21 protein-coding genes are annotated in these 22329 nt (G+C 60.3%); 7 read left to right on the top strand and 14 right to left on the bottom strand.

Annotation, left to right across the window (positions count from 1 at the left end):
• Nucleotides 1–23: 23 nt before the first annotated feature.
• On the bottom strand, nt 24–1205 hold the full coding sequence (locus tag CBB62_12470) for an efflux transporter periplasmic adaptor subunit (protein ID OUT39214.1): 1182 nt from the start codon (nt 1203–1205) through the stop codon (nt 24–26).
• A 148-nt stretch (nt 1206–1353) separates the two neighbouring features.
• On the opposite strand from CBB62_12470, the gene CBB62_12465 reads away from it, so the two are divergent.
• The 3 genes from CBB62_12465 (at nt 1354) to CBB62_12455 (ending at nt 2998) form a co-directional block, all read left to right on the top strand.
• On the top strand, nt 1354–2013 hold the full coding sequence (locus CBB62_12465) for a hypothetical protein (GenBank protein OUT39213.1): 660 nt from the start codon (nt 1354–1356) through the stop codon (nt 2011–2013).
• A 108-nt stretch (nt 2014–2121) separates the two neighbouring features.
• The gene (locus tag CBB62_12460) at nt 2122–2568 is read left to right on the top strand and encodes a hypothetical protein (protein OUT39212.1); all 447 of its coding nucleotides are present in this window, start codon (nt 2122–2124) and stop codon (nt 2566–2568) included.
• A gap of 4 nt (nt 2569–2572) precedes the next feature.
• Nucleotides 2573–2998 (top strand): permease, encoded by a 426-nt coding sequence (locus tag CBB62_12455; protein OUT39211.1) that lies wholly within the window; start codon nt 2573–2575, stop codon nt 2996–2998.
• On the opposite strand, the gene CBB62_12450 is transcribed toward CBB62_12455, so the two are convergent.
• The 12 genes from CBB62_12450 to CBB62_12395 all read right to left on the bottom strand — a co-directional run bounded on the left by CBB62_12450 (nt 2981) and on the right by CBB62_12395 (nt 16977).
• Nucleotides 2981–3895, bottom strand: coding sequence for a xanthine dehydrogenase accessory protein XdhC (locus CBB62_12450; protein ID OUT39210.1), 915 nt, complete (start codon nt 3893–3895; stop codon nt 2981–2983). The genes CBB62_12455 and CBB62_12450 overlap by 18 nt on opposite strands.
• Nucleotides 3888–6212: a xanthine dehydrogenase molybdopterin binding subunit gene (locus CBB62_12445; GenBank protein OUT39209.1), complete on the bottom strand. Its 2325-nt coding sequence runs from the start codon at nt 6210–6212 to the stop codon at nt 3888–3890. Before CBB62_12445 ends, CBB62_12450 begins: the two co-directional genes overlap by 8 nt.
• Complete coding sequence (locus tag CBB62_12440; protein OUT39208.1) at nt 6212–7678, bottom strand: xanthine dehydrogenase small subunit; 1467 nt, start codon at nt 7676–7678, stop codon at nt 6212–6214. The genes CBB62_12445 and CBB62_12440 overlap by 1 nt, the downstream gene beginning before the upstream one ends.
• Nucleotides 7678–8010: a hydroxyisourate hydrolase gene (locus tag CBB62_12435; GenBank protein OUT39207.1), complete on the bottom strand. Its 333-nt coding sequence runs from the start codon at nt 8008–8010 to the stop codon at nt 7678–7680. Before CBB62_12435 ends, CBB62_12440 begins: the two co-directional genes overlap by 1 nt.
• Nucleotides 8007–9428 carry a monooxygenase gene (locus tag CBB62_12430; protein OUT39800.1) on the bottom strand — a complete coding sequence of 474 codons (1422 nt, stop codon included), beginning with the start codon at nt 9426–9428 and terminating at the stop codon, nt 8007–8009. Before CBB62_12430 ends, CBB62_12435 begins: the two co-directional genes overlap by 4 nt.
• A gap of 8 nt (nt 9429–9436) precedes the next feature.
• The gene (locus tag CBB62_12425; protein ID OUT39206.1) at nt 9437–9943 is read right to left on the bottom strand and encodes an OHCU decarboxylase; all 507 of its coding nucleotides are present in this window, start codon (nt 9941–9943) and stop codon (nt 9437–9439) included.
• The gene (locus tag CBB62_12420) at nt 9940–10320 is read right to left on the bottom strand and encodes a DUF4440 domain-containing protein (protein ID OUT39205.1); all 381 of its coding nucleotides are present in this window, start codon (nt 10318–10320) and stop codon (nt 9940–9942) included. The genes CBB62_12425 and CBB62_12420 overlap by 4 nt, the downstream gene beginning before the upstream one ends.
• A complete protein-coding gene (locus CBB62_12415) occupies nt 10317–11204 on the bottom strand; it encodes a chitin deacetylase (GenBank protein ID OUT39799.1) in 888 nt (295 codons plus the stop codon). The genes CBB62_12420 and CBB62_12415 overlap by 4 nt, the downstream gene beginning before the upstream one ends.
• Nucleotides 11205–11209: 5 nt before the next feature.
• Complete coding sequence (locus tag CBB62_12410; protein ID OUT39798.1) at nt 11210–12391, bottom strand: aminotransferase; 1182 nt, start codon at nt 12389–12391, stop codon at nt 11210–11212.
• Between the two features lie 37 nt (nt 12392–12428).
• Nucleotides 12429–13730, bottom strand: a complete 1302-nt coding sequence (locus CBB62_12405; protein ID OUT39204.1) for an allantoate amidohydrolase — start codon at nt 13728–13730, stop codon at nt 12429–12431.
• Nucleotides 13724–15304, bottom strand: coding sequence for a gamma-glutamyltransferase (locus CBB62_12400; GenBank protein ID OUT39203.1), 1581 nt, complete (start codon nt 15302–15304; stop codon nt 13724–13726). The genes CBB62_12405 and CBB62_12400 overlap by 7 nt, the downstream gene beginning before the upstream one ends.
• Before the next feature lie 323 nt (nt 15305–15627).
• Nucleotides 15628–16977 carry an AtzE family amidohydrolase gene (locus CBB62_12395; GenBank protein OUT39202.1) on the bottom strand — a complete coding sequence of 450 codons (1350 nt, stop codon included), beginning with the start codon at nt 16975–16977 and terminating at the stop codon, nt 15628–15630.
• 204 nt (nt 16978–17181) lie between these two features.
• On the opposite strand from CBB62_12395, the gene CBB62_12390 reads away from it, so the two are divergent.
• Nucleotides 17182–18036: a hypothetical protein gene (locus CBB62_12390; GenBank protein OUT39201.1), complete on the top strand. Its 855-nt coding sequence runs from the start codon at nt 17182–17184 to the stop codon at nt 18034–18036.
• A 13-nt stretch (nt 18037–18049) separates the two neighbouring features.
• Here CBB62_12390 and CBB62_12385 read toward each other — a convergent pair whose 3' ends face one another.
• Entirely contained in the window at nt 18050–18244 is a 195-nt protein-coding gene (locus CBB62_12385) for a hypothetical protein (GenBank protein OUT39200.1), read from the bottom strand.
• Between the two features lie 170 nt (nt 18245–18414).
• Between CBB62_12385 and CBB62_12380 the strand changes: the two genes are divergently transcribed.
• The 3 genes from CBB62_12380 (at nt 18415) to CBB62_12370 (ending at nt 22259) form a co-directional block, all read left to right on the top strand.
• Nucleotides 18415–20199 (top strand): glucoamylase, encoded by a 1785-nt coding sequence (locus CBB62_12380; GenBank protein ID OUT39199.1) that lies wholly within the window; start codon nt 18415–18417, stop codon nt 20197–20199.
• A gap of 124 nt (nt 20200–20323) precedes the next feature.
• Nucleotides 20324–20776 carry a hypothetical protein gene (locus CBB62_12375; GenBank protein OUT39198.1) on the top strand — a complete coding sequence of 151 codons (453 nt, stop codon included), beginning with the start codon at nt 20324–20326 and terminating at the stop codon, nt 20774–20776.
• A gap of 70 nt (nt 20777–20846) precedes the next feature.
• Nucleotides 20847–22259: a hypothetical protein gene (locus CBB62_12370; protein OUT39197.1), complete on the top strand. Its 1413-nt coding sequence runs from the start codon at nt 20847–20849 to the stop codon at nt 22257–22259.
• Nucleotides 22260–22329: the final 70 nt, after the last annotated feature.

Raw genomic sequence — 22329 nt, 5'->3', positions numbered from 1 at the left:
CCGCTGCCTGTCGGCAGGAATGATTAGAAAGTGATGGCTTGGGTTGTTTCGAGCGTCAGGTCGATCTCGAAATCTGATGGGGCTGGATCAACCTTGGCACCCGGCGAGACCTTCTGCAGCCCCTCGATAACAATGCTCTCACCACCGTCGAGACCATCCGCGATCAGCCAGGCATTACCCATCGCCTGTTCCGTCGTCACTGTTTTGGGCGATACCGTGTTGTCCTCGCCCAGCACCCAGACTAGTGCCTGACCATTCGGCCCGCGACCAACCGCGCGCTGCGGAACCAGAATAGCTTCATTGCGCACTGCCTGATCAATCACCGCCTTGACGAAGAGACCGGGCAGCAACTCATTGTTCGGGTTCGGGAAAACCGCACGGAGCTGAACTGTTGCCGTACTCTCATCAACGGTAACGTCAGAGAATTTCAACTCGCCCTGAAGTTCATAATCATTGCCGCCGTCAATGATCAAAGAGACCGGCGTACGATCGACCGTCTGGGTTAACTGCCCCTGTGCGATTTCACGACGCAGTTTCAGCAGTTGCGAGGCCGATTGGGTCATGTCCACATAAATCGGGTCGAGTTGCTGTACCACCGTCATCAGGGTGTCCTGATTGGCGGTTACCAGCGCGCCCTCGGTAACAGCAGATTTCCCGGTACGACCGGCAATCGGCGCTGACACGCGGGTATATTGCAGATTGATTTCCGCCGCATCGACCGCAGCCTTGGCCGCCGCCACTTCAGCGCGTCCCTGACGTTGAGCAGCGATGGCGTCATCATAATTCTGACGGCTGACCACGTCATTCCGCACCAGTTGATCATACCGGTTCACCCGTGCATTGGCATTGGCAACCGAGGCCTCGGCACGCTGCAGATCAGCCTTGGCACTGGCCAGTTCGGCCTCATACGGGGCGGGATCAATCTGATACAGCTGCTCACCGGCCTCAACCAGCGCGCCTTCCTCAAACAGGCGCTGCTGAATGATGCCGGTCACCTGTGGGCGTACCTCGGCAATACGGAAGGCAGAGGTGCGACCGGGCAGTTCGGCACTGACCTGCAACGGTTTTTTCTCAACCGTATAGACAGTAACAGCAACCGCCTGCGGCGCACCACCACCGGGGGCAGCGGCCTGCTCTTCATCTTTACAGGCGGTCGTCAGAGCAAGGGCAACCATAAGGATTGCAGGGGTCAGAATACGTTTCATGACGGGAATATCTCGATCAATTTTCAAGAGCAGCAAGAGTATTAGCAGAGCAACATGCAACCTGCACTTCAAACACACCGCTTGACTGTATTGTACGGTACAGTACATATTGTTTGTGCAGGTGCAACATAAAAATTCAAAATGGGCCATGAGCACCAAAGATCAACCAGAACTAGAACGACCCTCTTTCGATGAACTCGGCCAGCGCGGCCAGTCCCGTTACCGGGCACTGGTCAAGGCTGCCTCGAAACTGTTCACCGAACAGGGCTATGAGAACACGACGCTGAGCGATCTGGTAAATGCCGCCGGCGGATCACGGACCTCGCTCTACCAGTATTTCGGCGACAAGAGCGGGCTGCTCCATGCGGTTCTGGAAGAACATACCAACGAGTTTCTGAGCAAGTTTCACGATGTGCGCCCCGACCGTAACTCGGAACCACGGGAAGCATTGATCCGCGTCGGCATGCGGTTCCTCGAAAACCTGAACGAGCCAAGCACATTGGCCTTGGTACGCTTTCTGATTACCGAGAACGCCTTGCCGGAAGACATCACCGATACGTTCTTCCGGCAGGGACCCGATGTTCTGAGCCGCCGGGTCAGCGAGTATCTGAGCGAGTTGGCCAAGGGCGGCAAACTTGAGATCAGGGATCCGGACAACGCCGCCGTGATTTTCAAGAACATCATCGTCGGCGACCTGTTTATCCGCCAACTGATCGGCGTTGATGGCAAACAGACACAGGCCGAATTGCAAAAACGGGTCGAGAGCGGCGTCGATGTGTTTCTCAATGGCTGTCAGGTTCGCGGTTAAACTCTTGCCCTCATCGTAATGTCTGTGGAGTGGGACACTTTGCGTGTGCCAGATCAGCCTCCCTACCGCTACTGTTGGCGGCACGTACAAACATGTTCTGGACGACCCATGTTACACACAGACATCGAAACCGCTTTTACCCCATGGCAAAGCCTGTTTGGCGGCAGCCTTATCGGCCTTGCCGCTGTCCTGCTAATGCTGACCTTCGGCAGGATTGCCGGTGTGACCGGCATTTTGCGAGGTGCCTTGATAACGGCTCGTGGCCATGAACGTTACTGGCGGATTGCCATGGTACTCGGGATGGTCTCTGCACCACTGGCCTACCGAATGATACATGGCGACATGCCTGCCGTAGAAAGCCCGGCCGGTATCCCATTACTTGTAATCGGCGGATTGTTGGCCGGGATTGGGGTAACCCTCGGCAATGGCTGCACATCCGGCCATGGCGTTTGTGGCCTTTCAAGGCTCTCCCCGCGCTCCATCGCCGCAACACTCGCCTTCATGGCATCGGCCTTCATTACCGTCTTTGTCATTCGTCACATGGTCGGGGGCTGACGCGATGCGATTTGCTGCTGCATATCTGATTGGCCTGATCTTCGGACTGGGCATCCTGATTTCAGGCATGATCAACCCGGCGAAGGTGCTCAATTTCTTTGATGTATTCGGCACATGGGACCCGAGCCTGATGTTTGTCATGGGTGGCGCACTTGCCATCACGGCCACCGGCTATTGGCTGCTTTTCCGGCAGCACAAGCCGATATGGGGAGAAAGCTTCGATGTCCCCAAAAACCGCAAGATAGATTTCCGCCTTCTTGCCGGGGCCGCAATATTTGGCATCGGTTGGGGGATCAGCGGTTTTTGTCCCGGTGGGGCAATACCGGCGCTTGGCACAGGCTTGTCATCAGTAGTGGTTTTTGTTCTGTCCCTGATCACCGGTATGGCACTGGTCACCTACACCAATAGATGGTTATCCGCCCGCCAATAGCTGCGCCAGCACGGCCACCGCGATAACACCCGGCTGCTTGCCGCGTATATCCGGGTGACCGATCGGACAGACCAGCCGCGCCAGATCGTCTGCGCCGAAGCCCTCCTTCTCCAGCCGGGACAGAAACCGCGCGCGTTTGGTTATTGACCCGATCATGCCGATAAACGGTGCCGGGCTGTTCAGCGCCGCCGCCAGCAGCCGGTAATCCAGATCATGGTCATGGGTCAGGATCAGCAGCCTGGTATCGTCCGGACAATGCCGCGCCGCCTCGATCATCGCTGCCGGATCAGCCGCAATCAGCCCATCCGTGCCCGCCATTTCCGGGCGGTTGTCGTACCAGTGAAAATCCAGCGGCAGGCCGTAGCTGCCCCGGATGATCGCCTGCCCCACATGCCCGGCACCGAACATCAGCACCTGCTGACGCTTGCCTTCCCATGGCTCGATGAATGTCGCACCGGCCTGTGGTCGGTCACCACGGACACCGGGCAGTTCTGCGTCCGGCTTGGCGTGCCATGCGCGGAGAACCGCATCATCGGTCAGCATGGCGACCAGCTGCGCCGCATCATCGGCACCAGCGTTCAGCCAGTCGGCCTGCTCACCATTCACATGCTCGATCAGCAACCGCACCTTGCCGCCGCAGCACTGGTTCAGCAGGGGGCCGAGCGGATAATCCTGCACCCGCCATGTACCGGGTGGCTGGTCGAGGGCGGCGCGGGCCTGTGCCACCGCCTGATATTCGAGATTGCCACCACCGATACTGCCCTGAATGCTGTCAGCGGTAATAACCATGCGGGCACCGGCCTCACGCGGGGCCGAGCCTTCGGTTGCCAGAATGGTGATGAGTGCTGCCGGTCCGCCAGCCATCGCCTGACGCAGTTGTTGCAGCCACTCAGCCATTACGGGACTGCAGCTCGGTCACGGCTTTCAGGATACGCTCGGGCGTCGCCGGGGCATCGAGTTTTGGCATGCCCTTGCCGGGGGCAGCGGCTGCCACTGCCTGTGTCAGGGCAGAGAACACCGAAATCGCCAGCATGAAGGGCGGCTCGCCCACCGCCTTCGAGCGATGGATCGTCTCCTCACGGTTCAGTCCGCGTTCCCAGATGCGGATATCCATCCGTGCCGGGCGGTCATTGGCGGTTGGTATCTTATAGGTCGACGGCGCATGGGTCAGCAGACGGCCATCATCGCCATAGACCAGCTCTTCCGTGGTCAGCCAGCCCATGCCTTGTACAAAGCCGCCCTCGATCTGGCCCCGGTCAATCGCCGGGTTAATCGACCGACCCACATCATGCAGGATATCAACCGCCAGCACCTTGTGCTCACCGGTCAGGGTATCAATCACCACCTCCGACAGTGCCGCGCCATAGGCGAAGTACAGGAAGGGCCTGCCCTTGTGCTTGCTGCGGTCATACTCGATCTTCGGCGTCGCGTAATAGCCATTGGCGGCCAGCGATACACGGTTCAGATGCGCCAGACGGCAAAGATCGGCAAAGCTGATCAGTTCGACACCGGCGCGGATACCGGCGCTCGTGAACGCGACATCATCTTCGGCGACATTGAAGTGCTGGGCCGCCAGCGTGGTCAGCCGCTCACGGATCGTGCTCGCCGCCCGGAATGCCGCCATGCCGTTGATGTCAGTGCCCGAAGATGCCGCCGTGGCCGAGGTATTCGGCACCTTGTCCGTGCGGGTTGCGGAGATACGCACCTGATCCAGCGGAATGGCAAACACATCGGCAACAATCTGCGCCACCTTGACGAATAACCCCTGCCCCATTTCGGTACCGCCATGGTTGAGCAGCACTGTACCATCGGCATAGACCAGCACCAGCGCCCCACCCTGATTGAGATGCTTGGTGGTAAAGGAAATTCCGAACCGCACCGGCGTCAGGGCAAGACCCTTTTTCAGCACCCGGTTCGTGGCGTTGAAGGCAGCCACGGCCTTCACCCGCTCGGCATACCCCGCCCGCTCGGCCAGTTCGCCGATCAGATCAGCAGCGACATTGTCCTCAATGGTCATGCCATAGGGCGTGACGTTGTTCTCCCCGATGCCATAGAGATTGCGCTGACGCACGGTGAGCGGGTCCAGCCCCAAATGGGCAGCAATGTCGTCCATTGCCCGCTCGATCACCAGCATCCCCTGCGGTCCGCCGAAGCCACGGAACGCCGTATTGGAGACCGTATTGGTTTTCAGGCGGTGGGACGTGATCGAAACATCAGACAGCCAGTAGCAGTTATCGGCATGGAACATCGCCCGGTCATTGATGGCCGGGGACAGGTCGGTCGAGGCACCACAACGCGAGGCCAACTCCAGCGCAATCGCGGTGATCCGGCCATCATCGTCAAAACCCACATCATAGCCGCCGATAAAATCATGGCGCTTGCCGGTCAGCACCATGTCGTCGTCCCGGTCGGCGCGGAATTTGGCCGGGCGACCGGTCTGCATCGCCACCAGCGCCGATGCAGCAGCAAAGGCCGAGGCCTGTGTTTCCTTGCCCCCGAAGGCACCGCCCATGCGCCGCACCTCAATCACCACATCGGCATCGCCAAGGCCTAGCACCTTGGCCACCAGATGCTGCACCTCGCTCGGGTGCTGGGTGGAGCTGATAATGTGTATCCCGCCCTCGCCATTGGGCTGGGCCAGGGCAATCTGGCCCTCGAGATAGAAGTGATCCTGCCCACCGATGGCAAAACTGTTCTGCAGGCGGTTGGCCGCTTTTGGCAGGGCAGCGGCGGCATCACCGCGCGCCATATGCTGACTGTCCTCGATCTGTGACCCGGCAGCTTTCGCCTCATCGATGGTCACCAGATGCGGCAGTTCCTCATAATCCACCACCGCCTTGCGCGCTGCGATACGCGCGGCCTGATAGCTCTCGGCGGCAACGATGAACAGTGGCTGACCGACATAATGCACCGTGTCGGAAGCCATCAGCAGGTCATCCCCGGCAAACGGGCTCACATCATTGACGCCCGGAATGTCACCGGCGGTAAAAACCGCCACAACACCGGGCGCACCGCGCACCGCCGTCAGGTCGATTGCCTTGACGCGGGCACGGGCCTTGGTGCTCTGTCCGAATGCCAGATGCAGCAGGGCCGCCGGTTCCGGTATGTCGTCCACATAGCGTGCCCGACCGCTGACATGCATGACCGCACTGTCATGGGCCCGTGGTGAATGCACAGCTCTATCGGGGGGTAATTTGGTGCTGCCATCCGCCATCAGCCAGCCACCTCCACCAGCCGTGGATCGAGCACGCTGACCGGCTCGCCGCAGCCTTCATGCTGCAGCAACAGACGGCGCAGGAGATTGCCTGCCGCCTGCAGGCGATAGGCCGATGATCCGCGCAGATCGCTGAGCGGCGCGAAATCCTCGCCCAGTGCCGCAATCGCTGCATCCACCGCGGTCTGATCAAACGGCTTATCGGAAAGCACTGCCTCCGCCTTCTCCGCCCGTGCCGGGATACCGGCCATGCCACCGAAGGCGAGCCGCGCATCACGCACCACATCGCCGTCAAAATGTAAGGCAATGGCAGCGCAGACAGCCGAAATATCGCTGTCGAAGCGTTTGGACAGCTTGGTGATCGCGATCCGGCTGTTCGGGTCCGGGCGCGGAATGCGCACGCTCTCGACAAACTCGCCGGGCACCCGGTCCTGCCTGCCATAGGTGATGAAGAAATCTTCCAGCGGCATGGTGCGGTGCCGGTCGCCATGGCGCAGGGTCAGTTCCGCGCCGAGGGCGATCAGGGCGGGCGGCATGTCGCCGATGGGGGAGCCATTGGCGATATTGCCGCCGATGGTACCGGCATTGCGCACCTGCAGGCCGCCGATGCGCCGCACCAGCTCACCCAGATCGGGGTGCAACCGGGCCAGCGCTGCATGGGCATCGCTGTAGCGAACCCCGGCACCGATCACCAGATTGTTGCGGTCTTCCCGGATCGTATTCAACTCGGCCACATCACCAATCCAGATCAGCGCCTCGGGCCGGTCGAGCTTCTTGGTCACCCAGAGGCCGATATCGGTGCCACCGGCAATCACCCGTGCGGTCGGATGCGCCACCAGCATATCCGCCAGTTGCTCAATCGACCGTGGGGTCAGCCAATGGCGATCCACACCGGTTTCGGGATCATGGCTATGAATGGTCAGCGGCTGCTCCCGCCGCAGTCCCTGTAACAGGGCAATGGTATCGCCGTCATCGCGGGCACTCACCGGCACCGCGTTACCGGCATCGAGGATCGGGCCATAACCGGTGCAGCGACACAGATTACCCGCGATCACATCACCAACCGGCTGGTCCTTGGTACCGCAGGCCTCAATGCTGCGGGCATAGAGCGACATGACAAAACCGGGGGTACAGAACCCGCATTGTGAGCCGTGATAATCCACCATGGCCTGCTGCACCGGATGCAGTACGTCATCCGCCGCAAGGCTCTCGACCGTCAGCAGGGCGCGGCCATCAAGCATGGGCAGGAACAGGATACAGGCATTGACCGCCCGCCAGTCGATCAGGTCATCGCCATTGAGCGTACCGACGAGCACGGTACAGGCGCCGCAATCACCCTCCGAACAGCCTTCCTTGGTACCGGTCCGGCCAAGCTTGTAGCGCAGATGATCGAGCAGGGTCGCCGTCGGATCACTGACCGCAACTTCCTGTATCGCGCCATCAAGAACAAACCGGACCGTGCCCATCAGCTCCCCCGATAGGTTGAGTAGCCGAAGGGCGAGACCAACAGCGGCACATGATAATGGCCACCGCTGTCGGCAATACCGAAATCAATGCCAACCACATCGATGAACGGCGGATCGGGCAAGTCGATGCCCTTGGAACGGAAATAGGCCGCGACCGAAAACTCGATCCGATAGGTGCCGGGTGCCATCGGTTGCAGACCGGGACAGCGCCCATCCTCATCGGTCAGACCGCTGAACAGGACGTCCGAACCCTGCAGCAGGCGCACCTGGATGCCGCTCGCGGGTGTGCCGTGAGTCAGGTCAAGCACATGGGTCGAGAGTGACGAGGTCATTCCGCAGCCTCCGATGGCGAGGCATTCCACTCGCTGACAAATTCCGGCTCGTCATAGGCGTAATAGCCTTCGAGAATGCTTGCCTTGTCATCTTCGAACAGCTGGTTGGCGATACCACCGGCAAGGCGCGGCAAGGCATATTTCAGCCCCGACAGCGCTGCCGCCGACAGGCCGTGGCTGATCAGTGCGGAATAGTTGAAACCGTAGAGACCATGCAGCTTGTCGGCATCGCTGTCTGCACGCGGCACGAACTCGAAACTGTCACTGACATAGGGGTGCTGGCTGATGACCGTATTGGCCACATCCGCCGGTGGCTCATAGATATCGGCCCAGCGGGCAATATCCCCGGCCACATCGCACAGTTCCGGGCGCAAGCCGGGATCGGTCACCAGACCGGTGGAGAGCACGAGGAAGTCGAAGTGATAGATGCCCTTTTCGGTCTTCACCTTGACCATGTCGCCATCCACCGACACCGCCTCCCAGCCACAGCCGAGATGCAGGTTGAAGCCGGGATAGGCCGCCGCACGCTCGAACATATCGTTGGTCGGCGGTTGGTTGCGATGGAAGAACGAGGCCATGAAAGCATATTTCTCGGCATCACTCATCACGGCATAGCGCGGGATCACGCCATTCTGCTCCATGAACCGGATCGGGTTCACCGTCGGCAGTTGCTTGCGGCGAACAAAGACATGCACTTCCGTAACGCCGCTTTCCAGCGCGTGATGGGCGTTGTCAAAGGCCGAGGCACCGGCACCGAGCACAGCAATCCGTTTGCCCTTCAGCCGCGTATAATCGATGTCTTCCGAGGTATGGGCGTAAAACTCTTTCGGCAGGTTATCGGCGATAAAGCCCGGCGTATGCCATTCGCCGCCGCCCTGAATACCGGTCGCCAGCACGACCTTGCGCGCCAGTACCGGCTCACCCTTGCTCAGATGCAGGCGGAACAGGCCACGCTTGACCGGCTCAACCCGCAGCAGCTTTGTCTCGTTGCGCATCGGCAGGTCGAGCACCTTGCGATACCAGCGCAGGTAATCCATCCAGATCTTGCGTGGGATCTTGTCGAGCTTGTCCCAGCCCTCGGCACCATGCTGCGCCTCCCACCATGCCCGGAAGGTCAGGCTCGGCACGCCGAGATCAATCGAGGTCAGATGCTTGGGCGTGCGCAGGGTCGCCATGCGGGCATAGGTATCCCACGGCCCTTCATAACCCGCCGGGTTCTCGTCCAGTATCAGCAGATTGGCGATACGCTCACGCCGGAGAGCGAAGGCAGCACCCATGCCGCTCTGGCCACCACCGACAATCACCGTGTCATAGACATGCGCGCCCTTATAGGTGTGCGGCTGCAGCCAGTCGGCGGCATCATGGTTCAGGCAGGCAAGGTCATGGGCGACCCGTTGTTCCAGTGCATCAAGGCCAATGGCGTGGGTCATGCAACTTCTCCCAGACGCAGGCGGACAATCTCACCGATCTGTTCGATGGCGGTGGCGATTTCCTGCTCGCGGTCGTTATTCAGGCGATCCATCATAGCTTTCAGGATACCAGCCTTATCGGTCAAACGAACACAGATGATGAAAGGAAAGCCGAAACGCTCACCATAGGCCGCGTTAAGCGCATGGAAACGCTCATACTCTTGCATTGTCAGCTTATCGAGACCGGCAGAGGCCTGTTCGGCGGTGGAGCTGTCGGTCAGGTCACCGGCAATCGCTGCCTTGCCCGCCAGTTCCGGGTGCGCACGGATCAGGGCCAGCTGCTGCTCCTCGTCCGCCTCATGCACAACGGTCATCAGCCCGGCATGCAGATCATCAAACGGGCGACGCGCGGCAGCGGCCTCGACAATCCATGGCGAATGCTCGAACAGAAAGCCATAGCGCGCAATAAAGGCGTCATCGGACAGGCTGTTCGGATCAATCGCGGACGTGGTGTTCTCGCTCATGAATGGCTGCCCTCCAGCGACACATGGGCGGAGACAACCTTCCAGCCATCGGGAAACCGCACCCAGCTCTGGCTCTGCCGTCCGCGACGGTCGGAACCTTCACGGAAGAACTCGGCATCAGCGGTGGCGAAATCGGGGCCATAGGCGGTGATCTCCACCCGACCGAGGCGACGTTGCGGCGAGCCGCCACGGCCCTTGCGGAATTCGCGGATTTCCTCGATGCCGTAGAGCACCTCACCGACACCATAGCGAACAGTGGTCGGTGCATCGTGGAACAGTTGGTCCATCGCTGCCACATCATCGGCCATCAGGGCCGCCTCATAGGCATCGAAAGCGGCGCGCACCTCGGCGACAATATCGGGGTCATTGATCTTCATGGCGCATGTACCTTGAGCCAGTGATCGGCAATGTCGATGCGCCGGGTTACCCAGGCATCGCCGCTGGCGATCACATGATCGAGGAACCGGGCCACCGCACGGGCACGCGCGGGTTTACCGGCAATGCGACCATGCAGACCGACCGACATCATCCGGCCACCCTCGGCCCGTAACTGGTCAAAGGTATCGCGCAGATAACGGAAGAACTGCTCGCCCTCGGTAAAGCCGTTGAGCGCCACCATCTTCATGTCATTGGCGTCAAGGGTATAGGGCACGATCAGCTGTGCCCGGCCATGTTTGCGGTCGTAATAGGGCAGATCATCGGCATAGCTGTCGGCGTCATAGGTAAAGCCACCCTCCTCGGCGACAATCCGTGCCGTATTGGGTGAGGTGCGGCCCTGATACCAGCCGAGCGGGCGACTGCCGGTCAGCTTGGTATGCAACTCGATGGCCTGTGCCACATGCTCACGCTCAACCGCCTCTGATACATACTGGTAATCAATCCAGCGCAGGCCGTGGGTGGCAATTTCCCAATCCGCCTTGAGCATGGCCTCAACCGCCGCCGGGTTCATCGCCATGGCATGAGCAACGCCAAAGACGGTTACCGGCAACTGCCGTTCAGTGAACAGGCGATGCAGACGCCAGAACCCGGCACGCGAACCATATTCATAGAGGCTCTCCATCGCCATGGCGCGCGCGCCCTCATGGCTCGGAGCCCCGACCATATCGGACAGAAACGCCTCCGATCCCTTGTCACCATTGAGGACGGTATTCTCGCCGCCCTCTTCGTAATTGATGACAAACTGCACGGCGACCCTGGCCCCGTTCGGCCATTGCGGGTCGGGCGGATTGGCACCATAGCCAACCAGATCGCGGGGCTGCATCTCGCTCATTGGTCATAGACCTCAAGCGCGGCCTCGACCGCAGCACCGGCGGGGGCCACAAAACCTTCTGCACGCAGCACAGCCTCAAGCGCGCCGAGGGTAATCAGCACCTTATGTTTCATGGCGTTATAGCCCATGGCACCGATCCGCCATATCTTGCCCTGCAGCGGGCCAAAGGCGGTGCCGATCTCGATCTCGAAATCCTCACGCATCCGCTTGCGGGCCCGCTCGCCGTCAACGCTGTCGGGGATATAGATGCCGGTCACATTGGTCATGCGGGTGGCGTCGGTGCCGAACACTTCCAAGCCCAGTGCACGGGCACCGGCGGTAACCGCGGCACCGGCCTTCACATGGCGGTCAAAGCGGGCCTCAAGCCCCTCGCCCAGCACCACACGGGCACATTCACGCGCACAGTAGAGCATGCTCGTCGCCTCGGTATGGTGGTTGAGGCGCTTTTCCGACCAGTAATCCATGACCATGGCGAGATCGAAATAGTTGGAACCGATGCGGGTACCGCTGCCGTCGCTGATGTCATCGCGGACAATGCCCTTCTCCACATGGCGGCGGGAAAAGATGTACTCCGCCGCCCGGTCGGAAACCGTGATCGGCGAGGAACCGGACGGTCCGCCGAGGCACTTCTGCAAACCGCCGGTCACCACATCGATACCCCAGCGGTCAGAAGCGATTTCCATACCGCCAATCGTCGCCGTCGCGTCGACATAAGAATAGGCACCGGCAGCGCGACACAGCTCACCGAGACCATCCAGCGGCTGGGCCATGGTGGTCGACGTATCGCCATGCACCGAGGCGACAACCTTCGGGCCGTGACGCTCGATCGCTTCCTTGATTGCCGCCATGGGCACCGTCTCACCCCAGGGGGCATCGACGGTCACGATCTTCGCCCCGATCCGCTCCAGGATTTCGGTCAGCAGCAGGCCAAAACGACCGAAATTCACCACCAGCACGGTATCGCCAGGTGCGGCGAGCGACACCAGCGCTGCCTCGATCCCGGCACGCGCGGTACCATCGACCAGAAACGTCCAACGGTTCTCCGTCCCGAAAATCGGGCGATAGAGCGCCATCGTCTGGTTCATGTATTCGGTCATTTCCGGGTCGAACTGTCCGAGCAGGTCGGCGGACATGGCGCGCAGGACGCGCGGGTGGGCATTCACCGGACCGGGCCCCATCAGCAGGCGCTGCGGGGGATCGATCTCGCCAAAATAATCAGGCTTCAAGGGTTTCTCCGTTGGCGGATTGTTGTTGCTTCATGCCTGCCGTCATTGGACTTGCTGCAAGCTGGTCAATGAAGCCCAGCATGACGTTGAATGCAACATCAACATCGGCCTGCTCCACATGCTCCGCCGGATTGTGGCTGATACCGTCGCGGCAACGCACGAACAGCATGGCCACCGGACAGAAATCACCGAAGCTCATGGCATCATGCCCGGCACCGCTGACGAGGCGCATCGGCTGAACACCCACCTTGTCAATCGAACGGTCGAGCAGCGCCATCAGTTCAGGGTCACACGGACAGGGCATGATCTCCTGCAGCGGTGTCACCTCGAAGCTGACATTGCGCTTGGCGGCAATGATCTCGAACCGAGCCAGAATTTCGCTGGCGGCATCATCACGGGTCGGGGCATCACCCGCCCGAATGTCGACGGTAAATTCAACCTGACCCGGAATGACGTTGATCGCCCCCGGCGCCACCTGCAACACACCGACGGTCGAGACCAGATCATCCGGTCCGGCAACACCGACCTGCTCCACCGCCAGCACCGCATCTGCCGTGGCGGCAAGCGCATCACGGCGCAGGCTCATGGCGGTGGTGCCCGCATGACCGGCCTTGCCGGTCACAACCACACGGTAACGGCGCTGCCCGGCAAAGGCGGTGACGGTGCCCACCGGCAAATCCTTCGCCTCCAGCATCGGCCCCTGTTCTATATGCGCCTCGAGATAGGCCAGTATCTCCCCCTGTTCGCGGCGGGCGTCGAGGAAGTTTTCGGTACTCAGCCCGGATTTGATCAAGGCGTCGGACAGGCTGACCCCATCGGTATCGGCCTGATCGAGGTCACCGGCAGGCAGGGTACCGGCCACCGCCCGGCTGCACAGCATCGAGGCCGGGAAACGCGAACCTTCCTCATCACCGAAAGCAATTACCTCAATGGCATAGGGCATGCGTTTGCCAGCGCGGTTGAGGGCATCAACGCATTCGATGCCGAGCATGACACCAAGCGGTCCGTCATAGCGTCCGGCATCGCGGACACTGTCGAGATGCGAGCCGATCAGCAAGGCCGGGGAATCGGCAGTGCTGCCCTCATAGCGACCGATCAGATTTCCGGCAGGGTCGATACGGGTTGCCATGCCGGCTTCCGCCATCCATTTCGCAACCTGTTTCACCGTGCAGTGATAGCCCGGCGACAGAAACGAGCGGAACAGCAGGTCCTCCTCGTCGCTATAGGGTTTTCCGCCGAGAAAATCACAGCGCGCTACCGCGCGTTTGCCGGAAGGTTTCTGATCTACCATGCTGCCACCATGCCATCGCTTCTTGGATCGTTAGCGCCCTCCAATCGACCATCGCCATGCCGGACAATCGCCCCGGCATGGCCCATGGTCGCGGTAAAGGCGTCCATCAATTCGACCGCGTGCCCTGCCTGTTTCAGAGACTGAACCAGGTCAGAGGCAAAACGGTCCTCGAGTTTCAGGGAAGTACTTTCCTCGCCCCATGTGCGGCCAAGCAGCCAGCGCGGGGCGGTTATTGATTGCTGCAGGCCCATGCCGAACCGGGCATAACGGGTGAACAGCGCCGCCTGCGTCTGCGGCTGGCCCTCACCGCCCATGGTGCCATAAGCCATGGTGCGGCCATCGGCGAACCGGGCCAGCGCCGGGTTCAGCGTATGGAACGGCTTGCGACCGGGCTTGAGCGCATTCCAGCCGCCTTCGGTCAGGCGGAAGCTGCTGCCCCGGTTCTGCCAGGTGATACCAGTTTTCGGCAGCACGATGCCGGAGCCGAATTCAAAATAGGTGCTCTGGATTACGCTGACCACGCGGCCATCGCTATCGGCGGCACCGAACCATGTGGTGTCACCGGCGCTCGGTGGCTGCGGCCATGGCAGTGCCGTCGCCATGTCGATCTTCCCGGCCATGGCGTCAAGCGCAGAAGCATCATCGAGCAGCGCCTGCGGATCGCTGTTCATCCATGCCGGATCACCCACATGGGCATCGCGGTATAGAAAGGCCTGTTTGGTCGCTTCCACGAGGCCGTGGATATACTCAAACCCCTCACCCTCGGTCACGCCGAGGCGGTCGAACAGCGCCAGGATCAGCAGCGAGGCGACACCCTGCGTCGGCGGGGTCATGTTGTAGAGCTGGATATCGTCGAGCGAGACCGTCAGCGGTGTCGGGCGCGTGACCTCATGGGCCGCCAGATCATCCGCTGAAACCGGACTGCCCAGCGCCGCCAGATCCTCGGCAATCCGGGCCGCCAGATCACCGCGATAGAAACAGTCGGTGCCCTCGGCTGCAATCGTGGCGAGGGTTTCACCAAGCACCGGCTGTTTCAGGATATCGCCTTCGGCCAGCGGTTTGCCGTCCGGCTCGAAAGTATCGGCATAGGCACCGGGTTGAACGCGCAGTTCCGGGCCTTTGCTCGCCGCAATCTCGGCACCGCCCTTGGTTACCGCCACACCATGTTCGGCATGGTGGATGGCATCACGCAGCAGGCGCGACAGCGGCAGCATACCCGGAATGGTGTCGAGGGCGGCCTGCCATCCAGCAACCGTGCCCGCAACGGTATTCGCGGCCAGCGGTCCACGCATCGGGATTGCGTCATGGCCCTGATAATCATCAAGCGAGAGTGTCGCCGCCGAGCGTCCGCAGGCATCGACCCCATGCACCGTGCCATCGGGTTCGGCAATCAGCCAGAACCCGTCACCGCCAATCCCGGTCATATGGGGATAGACGACGGCAAGCGTCGCCGCGATGGCAACGGCAGCCTCAACGGCATTGCCACCATCCTTCAGGACGTCGCAACCGGCCTGTGCGGCCAGATGATGTGGTGCAGTGGTCATGCCCCGAAGGGCGCTTACGCTATGCAGCATTGGTGTTCTCTCTCGGCATTATTGCTTGTCTGATGCTTCAGATAGCAGCGGTGCGAGAGTTCAGCCGAATGTGCAATGCCGGTGTGATCCGGCCTGCGTGATGACCGTCGCGGCATGTCGCGCAGGACACAACGGCGCCAGCGCATTGCGGCGCGTCGCTCTTGCCGTATCGGTCGTTGAACATGGCAGTAACCCTTTAAATCAAAAGGGGTCTTTCCTCCTGCCTTGGTGCCATCTTGTGTGGCTTGAGGGCACTCTATCATGTCAGCTAGACAGTGCGAATAGGCTGGCAGCGGTTATTTCGCAAAAACCCTGTCTCTGCCCTACTCCCCAGTCGCGCCTGCGGACGGCGCGGAATAGCCGATAATGCCTGCCGCCTCGAGTGCCGTGGCAAAGGCAAGCAATGCCCCCTCACGCCCCGGCGCACCGACCAGCTGCAGCCCCAACGGCAAGTCGCCCGGTCGTTTGAGCGGTACTGCCAGCACCGGCAGACCGATTAAGCTGAGCGGCTGGGTATAGAGGCCGAGATTGGCGCGCGCTGGCACCATCTTGCCATCAACCGGCATTACCGGATCATTGATCAGTGGCGAGACACAGCCGACCGAGGGCGCAACCAGCACGTCATAATGGTCGAACAGCTTGTCAGCCTCGGCCCGGAACCATTCCCGGAACCGCTGGGCGCGGAAATAGGTCGAGGCAGGCAGCATCGCCCCGGCAATCAGCCGGTCGCGGGTGGCCGGATCAAAATCCATGACCCGCGAACGCAGATCATCGAGATGGCGCTCGCCACCCTCGGCGGCGGTCATCAGAAACGCCGCCGACCGGGCCACATCCACATGGGGCAACTCAACCGTCGGGGCATTGCCGAAACGCTCGCAAATACCCTTGATCGCCTCATCCAGCTCCGGAGCCAGATTACTGGCGAACCAGCCACCGAGCCGGGCAATTTTGTGATCGCCCCTCGGTGCGGTATCGCCGAGCGGTTGTTGCAGCAGAATGCGCCAGACCAGTTCCAGATCGGTCAGTGAGGTGGTGAACGGCCCGATGTCGTCAAAGCTGTCGACAAAGGGAAACACCCCTTCCATTGGCAGGCTGCCATGGGCGGGTTTGAGGCCATAGACACCGCAGAGCGCCGAGGGCACGCGGATCGACCCGTTGGTGTCGGAACCGAGGGTGAGCGGCAACATGCCATCGGCCACAGCCGCCGCCGAGCCACCGGATGAGCCACCGGCAAGGCGCGCCGTATCATGGGGATTTTTGGTCGTCCCCCAGCAGTCATTCACCGTGACGAAGCCATAGGCGTATTCGTCCATATTGAGGGTCGCGACCAGAATGGCCCCGGCAGCCTTGAGCCGTCGCACGGCCTCGGCATCACGGATCGCGGGCGGTGCATCCTTGCGCATCGCGGCCCCGGCGGTGGTCGGTATGCCCTCAACATCAAACAGGTCCTTGACCCCGAACGGCACCCCGGCGAGCGGTCCGGGGTCCTCGCCCTGCGCAATCATGGCATCGAGCGCTTGCGCATCGGCCAGCGCCTCATCCTCAAGCAGCCGGGTCACCGCGCCGATACGGCGGTCACGTTCTTTCAGCCGGTCGATCGCCTCGGTAACAACAGCTAAAGCCGTCATTTTTTTACTCGCGACCTCACCAACAATTTTGACCAGTTGGTTCAAACGACACCCCCTGATAAAATCAGATCAAAATGCCTCATATCAGGAACACCCCTCCCCAACTGGTGTTGCAAGGGAAAAATTAGCTTTTTTTAGCAAATAAAGCAGGTTAATTTCGAACATGTGAGATTAGCCAAGCACCTACACTCCCTAATCATCAAGAAAAATATTCTGACCTTTTCATCACTGCACATGTAGCAATCACGCATGATGACAGAGATTAAGAATGCGGATCTTTTTATGAAGAACATCCTTGTTGCCACTGATTTATCCATTCGTTCCGAGCGTGCGGTTCGGCGCGCATTTGCTATTGCAGAATCCTGTTCATGCGAAGTCACAGTAACCTGCGTTATTGATGATGAGCTACCAACTGGCGTGGCGAAAACACTCGCTGCCGATGCACGACAGGAAATAGAAGCCCTATGTACATCAATTACGGAAAAATCAGTTGATATAAGGGTAGTTATCGGCGACCCGGTACAAGACATAGTATCGCTTTCAGAAAAGCTTGATGTCGATCTGATTATTCTTGGCGTACATAAGAAACGCGCGTTCTGGGATATGTTCAGCGGCACAACCATGGAGCGCATAGTACGCGCCACCAATAGGGCCGTTCTATTGTCTAGCGAAGTAGTGGCCAATGGCTATAAAAATGTGCTTTGCGGCATTGATCTTTCGCCCGCTTGTGAGGCAGCAGCAAATATATCCATGACAGTTGCACCAGAAGCCAAATTGTATGGTTTCCACGCAATGCACGTTCCCTATATCGGGCTTTTTGGACCGGACAAGTCGGCTAAAACTCTTGAACCGTTTATTGAGACAGCAAACAAACGCCTTCATGACTGGTGGCAGAACGCCGATTTACCAACTGGTCTTGAAAAGCCAGAGCCCATGCCAATGAGTGTCACTGAATCTCTTGCCATAAAACTCAAAGAGATCAAGCCAGACCTTATCGCTATTGGTGCACACGGACGGTCATTAGTGTCACCAACCTTGCTCGGCAGCTTTACAGAAATGCTGATCCGTACACCGCCATGTGATTTGCTGCTGGTGCGCCGCTAATCGCTGCTGGTCATCAGTCGCCCTCTCCCGGCAGATCGAAACCGCGCAGAATATCCCGGTGAGTATTGAGCAGGTCTAGATTGGCCGTTACCCCCGGTACGCACTCATCGGGCAGGGTCATATCGAGCAGCCGCTCGGCCAGCTTGCGGGTCAGCGCTTCCGGCCCGGAATCAGTTGAATTGGGATCAGAGGGATTGTCAGAACTCATGGAAATCAGTCGGAAATACGAAACGGGACAGTCTTGAAACACCGCAACCAGTAATACGCCGTTTCGCCCTATTGGCAAACAAACAGCCGCAAAATCGCTGCTCGACCTGACCGAATTTGATGCTAAGTACTATGGCATCACACAGATTTCACAAACTTCAGAAGATTTTTATGGCAGGTATTGATCTCGGCCTTATCGGCAATTGCAGCATCAGCGCGCTCATTGATCCGCGCGGCGAAATCAAATGGTGCTGTCTGCCCCGTTTTGATGGCGACCCGGTATTCCACTCACTGCTCGGCAGCCCCGCCGACCGACCGGATCAGGGCGGTTTCGTAATTGAGCTGGAAGGCCAGACCGCAGCCCGTCAGCGCTATATCCCGAATACGGCGATCATCGAAACCGTGCTGGAAAGCGATGCCGGCAGTATCGAAATCCGCGACTTCGCCCCCCGGTTCAGAAGTCGCCAGCGCATCTTCCGGCCACAGATGCTGGTCCGGCGTATCCGTACCCTCTCCGGCAGTCCACGGATCGCGATCAAGCTGCGCCCCGGTTACAACCATGGACGCGGCACCCCGGACACCACCCAGGGTTCGAACCATATCCGCTATGTCGGTGGCAAGCAGGTGCAGCGCCTGACCGCCAACGCGCCGCTGGACTACATCATGCAGGAAACCCCGTTCCTGCTCGATTACCCGGTCGACCTGATCTTCGGACCCGATGAGACCCTGCCCTCGGGCATTGAGACCACGGCCAATGAATATGAGAGCCGCACCGCCGATTACTGGCGCGACTGGGTCAACTCCCTCGCCCTGCCCTTCGAATGGCAGGATGCGGTGATCCGGGCGGCGATCACGCTCAAGCTCTGCGCCTATGAATCCACCGGCGCGATTGTCGCCGCCATGACCACCAGTATCCCGGAAGCGCCGGGATCGGAACGCAACTGGGATTACCGTTTCTGCTGGGTCCGGGATGCATTCTTTGTGGTCCGGGCGCTGAACAGCCTCGCCGCGCTCAAGACCATGGAGGATTATGTCCAGTGGCTGATGAATATCATCGCCCAGACCGGTGGCGGCCATATCCAGCCGGTCTATGGCATCGGGCTGGAGGCAAACATCACCGAATGGATCGTTGAGGAACTGCCCGGTTTCGAGGGCAATGGCCCGGTGCGCATCGGCAATCAGGCCCATGAGCATTTCCAGTTCGACACCTATGGCAACATCATCCTCGGTGCCTCGCAGGCGTTTTTCGACAAACGTATTTTCCGCGCCATCGGTCAGGCCGAGTTCGAGCGTCTGGAAGGCCTCGGCGAGCAGTCATGGAAGCTCCATGACCAGCCCGATGCCGGTATCTGGGAACTCCGCACCCGCGCCCGCATCCATACCTCGTCCAGCGTCATGTGCTGGGCCGCCTGTGACCGGCTGGCGAAGATCGCTGCCCATATCGGCCTGCCCGACCGCGGCCGGTTCTGGCGTGAACGGGCCGATATCATCCGGGAAAAGGTGCTGACACAAGCATGGTCCGATGAGAAACAGGCCTTCGTCGAGAGCTTCGGCGGCCAGTTTCTCGATGCCAGCGTACTGCTGATGAGCGAGGTCGGCTTTATCGACCCGAAAGACCCGCGCTTTGTCTCCACCGTTGAGGCACTGGACAAGGATCTGGGGCGCGGCTCGTTCATGATGCGCTATCAGGAAGCCGATGATTTCGGTGAGCCGGAAACCGCCTTCAACATCTGTGCCTTCTGGCGGCTCGATGCGCTCGCCAAGATCGGTCGGATGGATGAGGCGCGGGCGATTTTCGAAGACCTGCTCGCCGCCCGGAACAGCCTCGGCCTGATGTCTGAGGATACCGATTTCAAGACCGGTGCCGCCTGGGGCAACTTCCCGCAGACCTATTCCATGGTCGGCATCATCAACGGTGCCATGCGCCTGTCGAAGCCATGGGACAGCGTGGTCTGATCCCCCCCTTACGTTGCGCATTTTGCCGCCCTGACCGCTCAATGATTGCGCGCGGTCTGAACATGCAGTATCGCCTGCAGATCATTCCGGCACACCCGCCATATCAGGGATCAACCCGCAGCCCATGACCGGACGCATCGCCGTCATCCTTCTGACCATTCTCAGCCTGCTTGTCGGCGGGCTGATCCCGGTCGGCTTCATGCCTGCGCTGTCGGATGATGGCGCGGTGCTGGAGATGGTCATCTGTACCGCCACCGGCACCAAAACGGTCTATGTGCCCGCCGCCGACTACGAGGCAGCCGACACGCCGGACGCACCTGACGGTGATGGCGATAACAACGATGACGGACAGCACAACGTCTGCGCCTATGCCGGTACCGTGCTGGCACAGGTTGCAAAGCCAACAACGATTGCGCTGACGGCTCTGCCGGTCGAGAGCCGGACATGGTTCCTCGATCACCAGACAACGCTGGCGCGGCTCCACGCCCTGCCACCGCCATCGCGCGGGCCACCGGCAACAGAACCAGCCCCGGTTCATATCGCCGTTCTGCCCGTTCCCCATAGCGCTGCTGCCTAAGGCCTGCCTTATCCGATGTGCCAAGTGACCGGGCCACGGCCCGTCTTCACATGCATATCAGGATATTTCCATGGATACCCAAACCCCGCTTGCCGCGTCCGACAGTGACGCCGAGGCAGCACGCGCCAATGCGTTCTACCGCGCCGCCTGGCGCTGGCATTTCTATGCCGGACTTTACGTCATTCCCTTCCTCATCATGCTGGCAATTACCGGCACGCTGATCATGTGGAGCAGCGTGCTCTATGGTCGTGACGGTGAGGGCACCGCCGTCGTGCCGCAGGAACAGACCCTGCCGGTTTCGGTACAGGCCGATGCGGCGCTGGCAACCGTGACCGATGGCACCGTCAAACAATACATCGCGCCCAAGGCCGACAACCTCGCCGCCATCTTCCGCGTCGATGAGGGCAGCGATGCCTATATGGTCGCGGTCGATCCATACACCGCTGAGGTGGTCGGGACCATGAAGCGGCGGGAGAGCTGGTACGAGTTCTTCCGCGAAATTCACGGCTCGCTGCTGATCGGTGTTACCGGCGACCGGATGATAGAGATTGCCGCATCTCTGGCCATGGTGCTGATCGCCACCGGTCTCTATCTCTGGTGGCCGCGCGGGACCGGCATCCTGCAATCACTGGTGCCAAATCTGGCGGCACGCGGTCGGGCACTCTGGAAATCCCTGCATGTCACCATCGGTGTCTGGATTTCACTGACCCTTGTGATCTTCCTGATTACCGGTCTGTCATGGGCCGGCATCTGGGGCAGCAAATTCGTACAGGCCTGGAGCACCTTCCCGGCGGCGAAATGGGACAATGTCCCGCTGTCCGATGTGAACCATGCGAGCCTCAACCACGGCGTGATCCATGAGGTGCCATGGGCGCTGGAACAGACCCCGATGCCCGCATCCGGCTCTGATGCCGGGGCAACCGGCCTGCCAGAGGGTACGCCGGTCACCCTCGACAATATTATCGCCCTCGCCCGGCAGATCGGTTTTGACCAGCGCTTCCAACTGCACTTCCCGCGCGGTGAAACCGGTGTCTGGACCATCGCCCGGGATTCCATGAGCAATGACAGCGACGATCCACTCTCGGACCGCACCGTTCATATCGACCGCTATACCGGCAATATTCTGGCCGATGTAAAATTTGCCGATTACTCGGTCTATGGTCAGGGCATGGCCGTGGGTGTTGCCCTGCATGTGGGCTTCATGGGGCTCTGGAACCTGATCTTCAACACGCTGTTCTGCCTGATGTTGGTGTTTGTCTGTGTCAGTGGCGTGGTCATGTGGTGGCTGCGTCGCCCGGCCCGTGCGGGTCGTCTGGTCGCCCCGCCGCTGCCGCGCAACATGCCACTCTGGCAAGGTGCAGTGCTGATCGGTCTGGCCCTGTCCCTCGCCTTCCCGCTCGCCGGGGTGACCCTGATCACGGTACTGGCGCTTGATCTCCTGATCCTGTCTCGCATCCCGGTATTGAAACGGGCATTATCATAACGCGACCAACACCAGAGCAGACCGTCTTTTACTCGATCGTGGTCTGCTCTGGTGCATATAACGCTTGCAT

Source organism: Micavibrio sp. TMED2, assembly GCA_002168225.1.
Lineage (GTDB): Bacteria > Pseudomonadota > Alphaproteobacteria > TMED2 > TMED2 > TMED2.
This window is presented reverse-complemented; position numbering and strand designations above follow the sequence as displayed.

Bases quoted from the DNA above. Each gene is read 5' to 3' on its own strand.
- CBB62_12435 (OUT39207.1), bottom strand. From the start codon at position 8,010: ATGACCTCGTCACTCTCGACCCATGTGCTTGACCTGACTCACGGCACA.
- CBB62_12445 (OUT39209.1), bottom strand. From the start codon at position 6,212: ATGGCGGATGGCAGCACCAAATTACCCCCCGATAGAGCTGTGCATTCA.
- CBB62_12465 (OUT39213.1), top strand. From the start codon at position 1,354: ATGAGCACCAAAGATCAACCAGAACTAGAACGACCCTCTTTCGATGAA.
- CBB62_12425 (OUT39206.1), bottom strand. From the start codon at position 9,943: ATGAGCGAGAACACCACGTCCGCGATTGATCCGAACAGCCTGTCCGAT.
- CBB62_12385 (OUT39200.1), bottom strand. From the start codon at position 18,244: ATGAGTTCTGACAATCCCTCTGATCCCAATTCAACTGATTCCGGGCCG.
- CBB62_12375 (OUT39198.1), top strand. From the start codon at position 20,324: ATGACCGGACGCATCGCCGTCATCCTTCTGACCATTCTCAGCCTGCTT.
- CBB62_12405 (OUT39204.1), bottom strand. From the start codon at position 13,730: ATGGTAGATCAGAAACCTTCCGGCAAACGCGCGGTAGCGCGCTGTGAT.
- CBB62_12420 (OUT39205.1), bottom strand. From the start codon at position 10,320: ATGAAGATCAATGACCCCGATATTGTCGCCGAGGTGCGCGCCGCTTTC.
- CBB62_12455 (OUT39211.1), top strand. From the start codon at position 2,573: ATGCGATTTGCTGCTGCATATCTGATTGGCCTGATCTTCGGACTGGGC.
- CBB62_12370 (OUT39197.1), top strand. From the start codon at position 20,847: ATGGATACCCAAACCCCGCTTGCCGCGTCCGACAGTGACGCCGAGGCA.
- CBB62_12440 (OUT39208.1), bottom strand. From the start codon at position 7,678: ATGGGCACGGTCCGGTTTGTTCTTGATGGCGCGATACAGGAAGTTGCG.
- CBB62_12460 (OUT39212.1), top strand. From the start codon at position 2,122: ATGTTACACACAGACATCGAAACCGCTTTTACCCCATGGCAAAGCCTG.
- CBB62_12390 (OUT39201.1), top strand. From the start codon at position 17,182: ATGATGACAGAGATTAAGAATGCGGATCTTTTTATGAAGAACATCCTT.
- CBB62_12470 (OUT39214.1), bottom strand. From the start codon at position 1,205: ATGAAACGTATTCTGACCCCTGCAATCCTTATGGTTGCCCTTGCTCTG.
- CBB62_12415 (OUT39799.1), bottom strand. From the start codon at position 11,204: ATGCAGCCCCGCGATCTGGTTGGCTATGGTGCCAATCCGCCCGACCCG.
- CBB62_12450 (OUT39210.1), bottom strand. From the start codon at position 3,895: ATGGCTGAGTGGCTGCAACAACTGCGTCAGGCGATGGCTGGCGGACCG.
- CBB62_12400 (OUT39203.1), bottom strand. From the start codon at position 15,304: ATGCTGCATAGCGTAAGCGCCCTTCGGGGCATGACCACTGCACCACAT.
- CBB62_12410 (OUT39798.1), bottom strand. From the start codon at position 12,391: ATGGGGCCCGGTCCGGTGAATGCCCACCCGCGCGTCCTGCGCGCCATG.
- CBB62_12380 (OUT39199.1), top strand. From the start codon at position 18,415: ATGGCAGGTATTGATCTCGGCCTTATCGGCAATTGCAGCATCAGCGCG.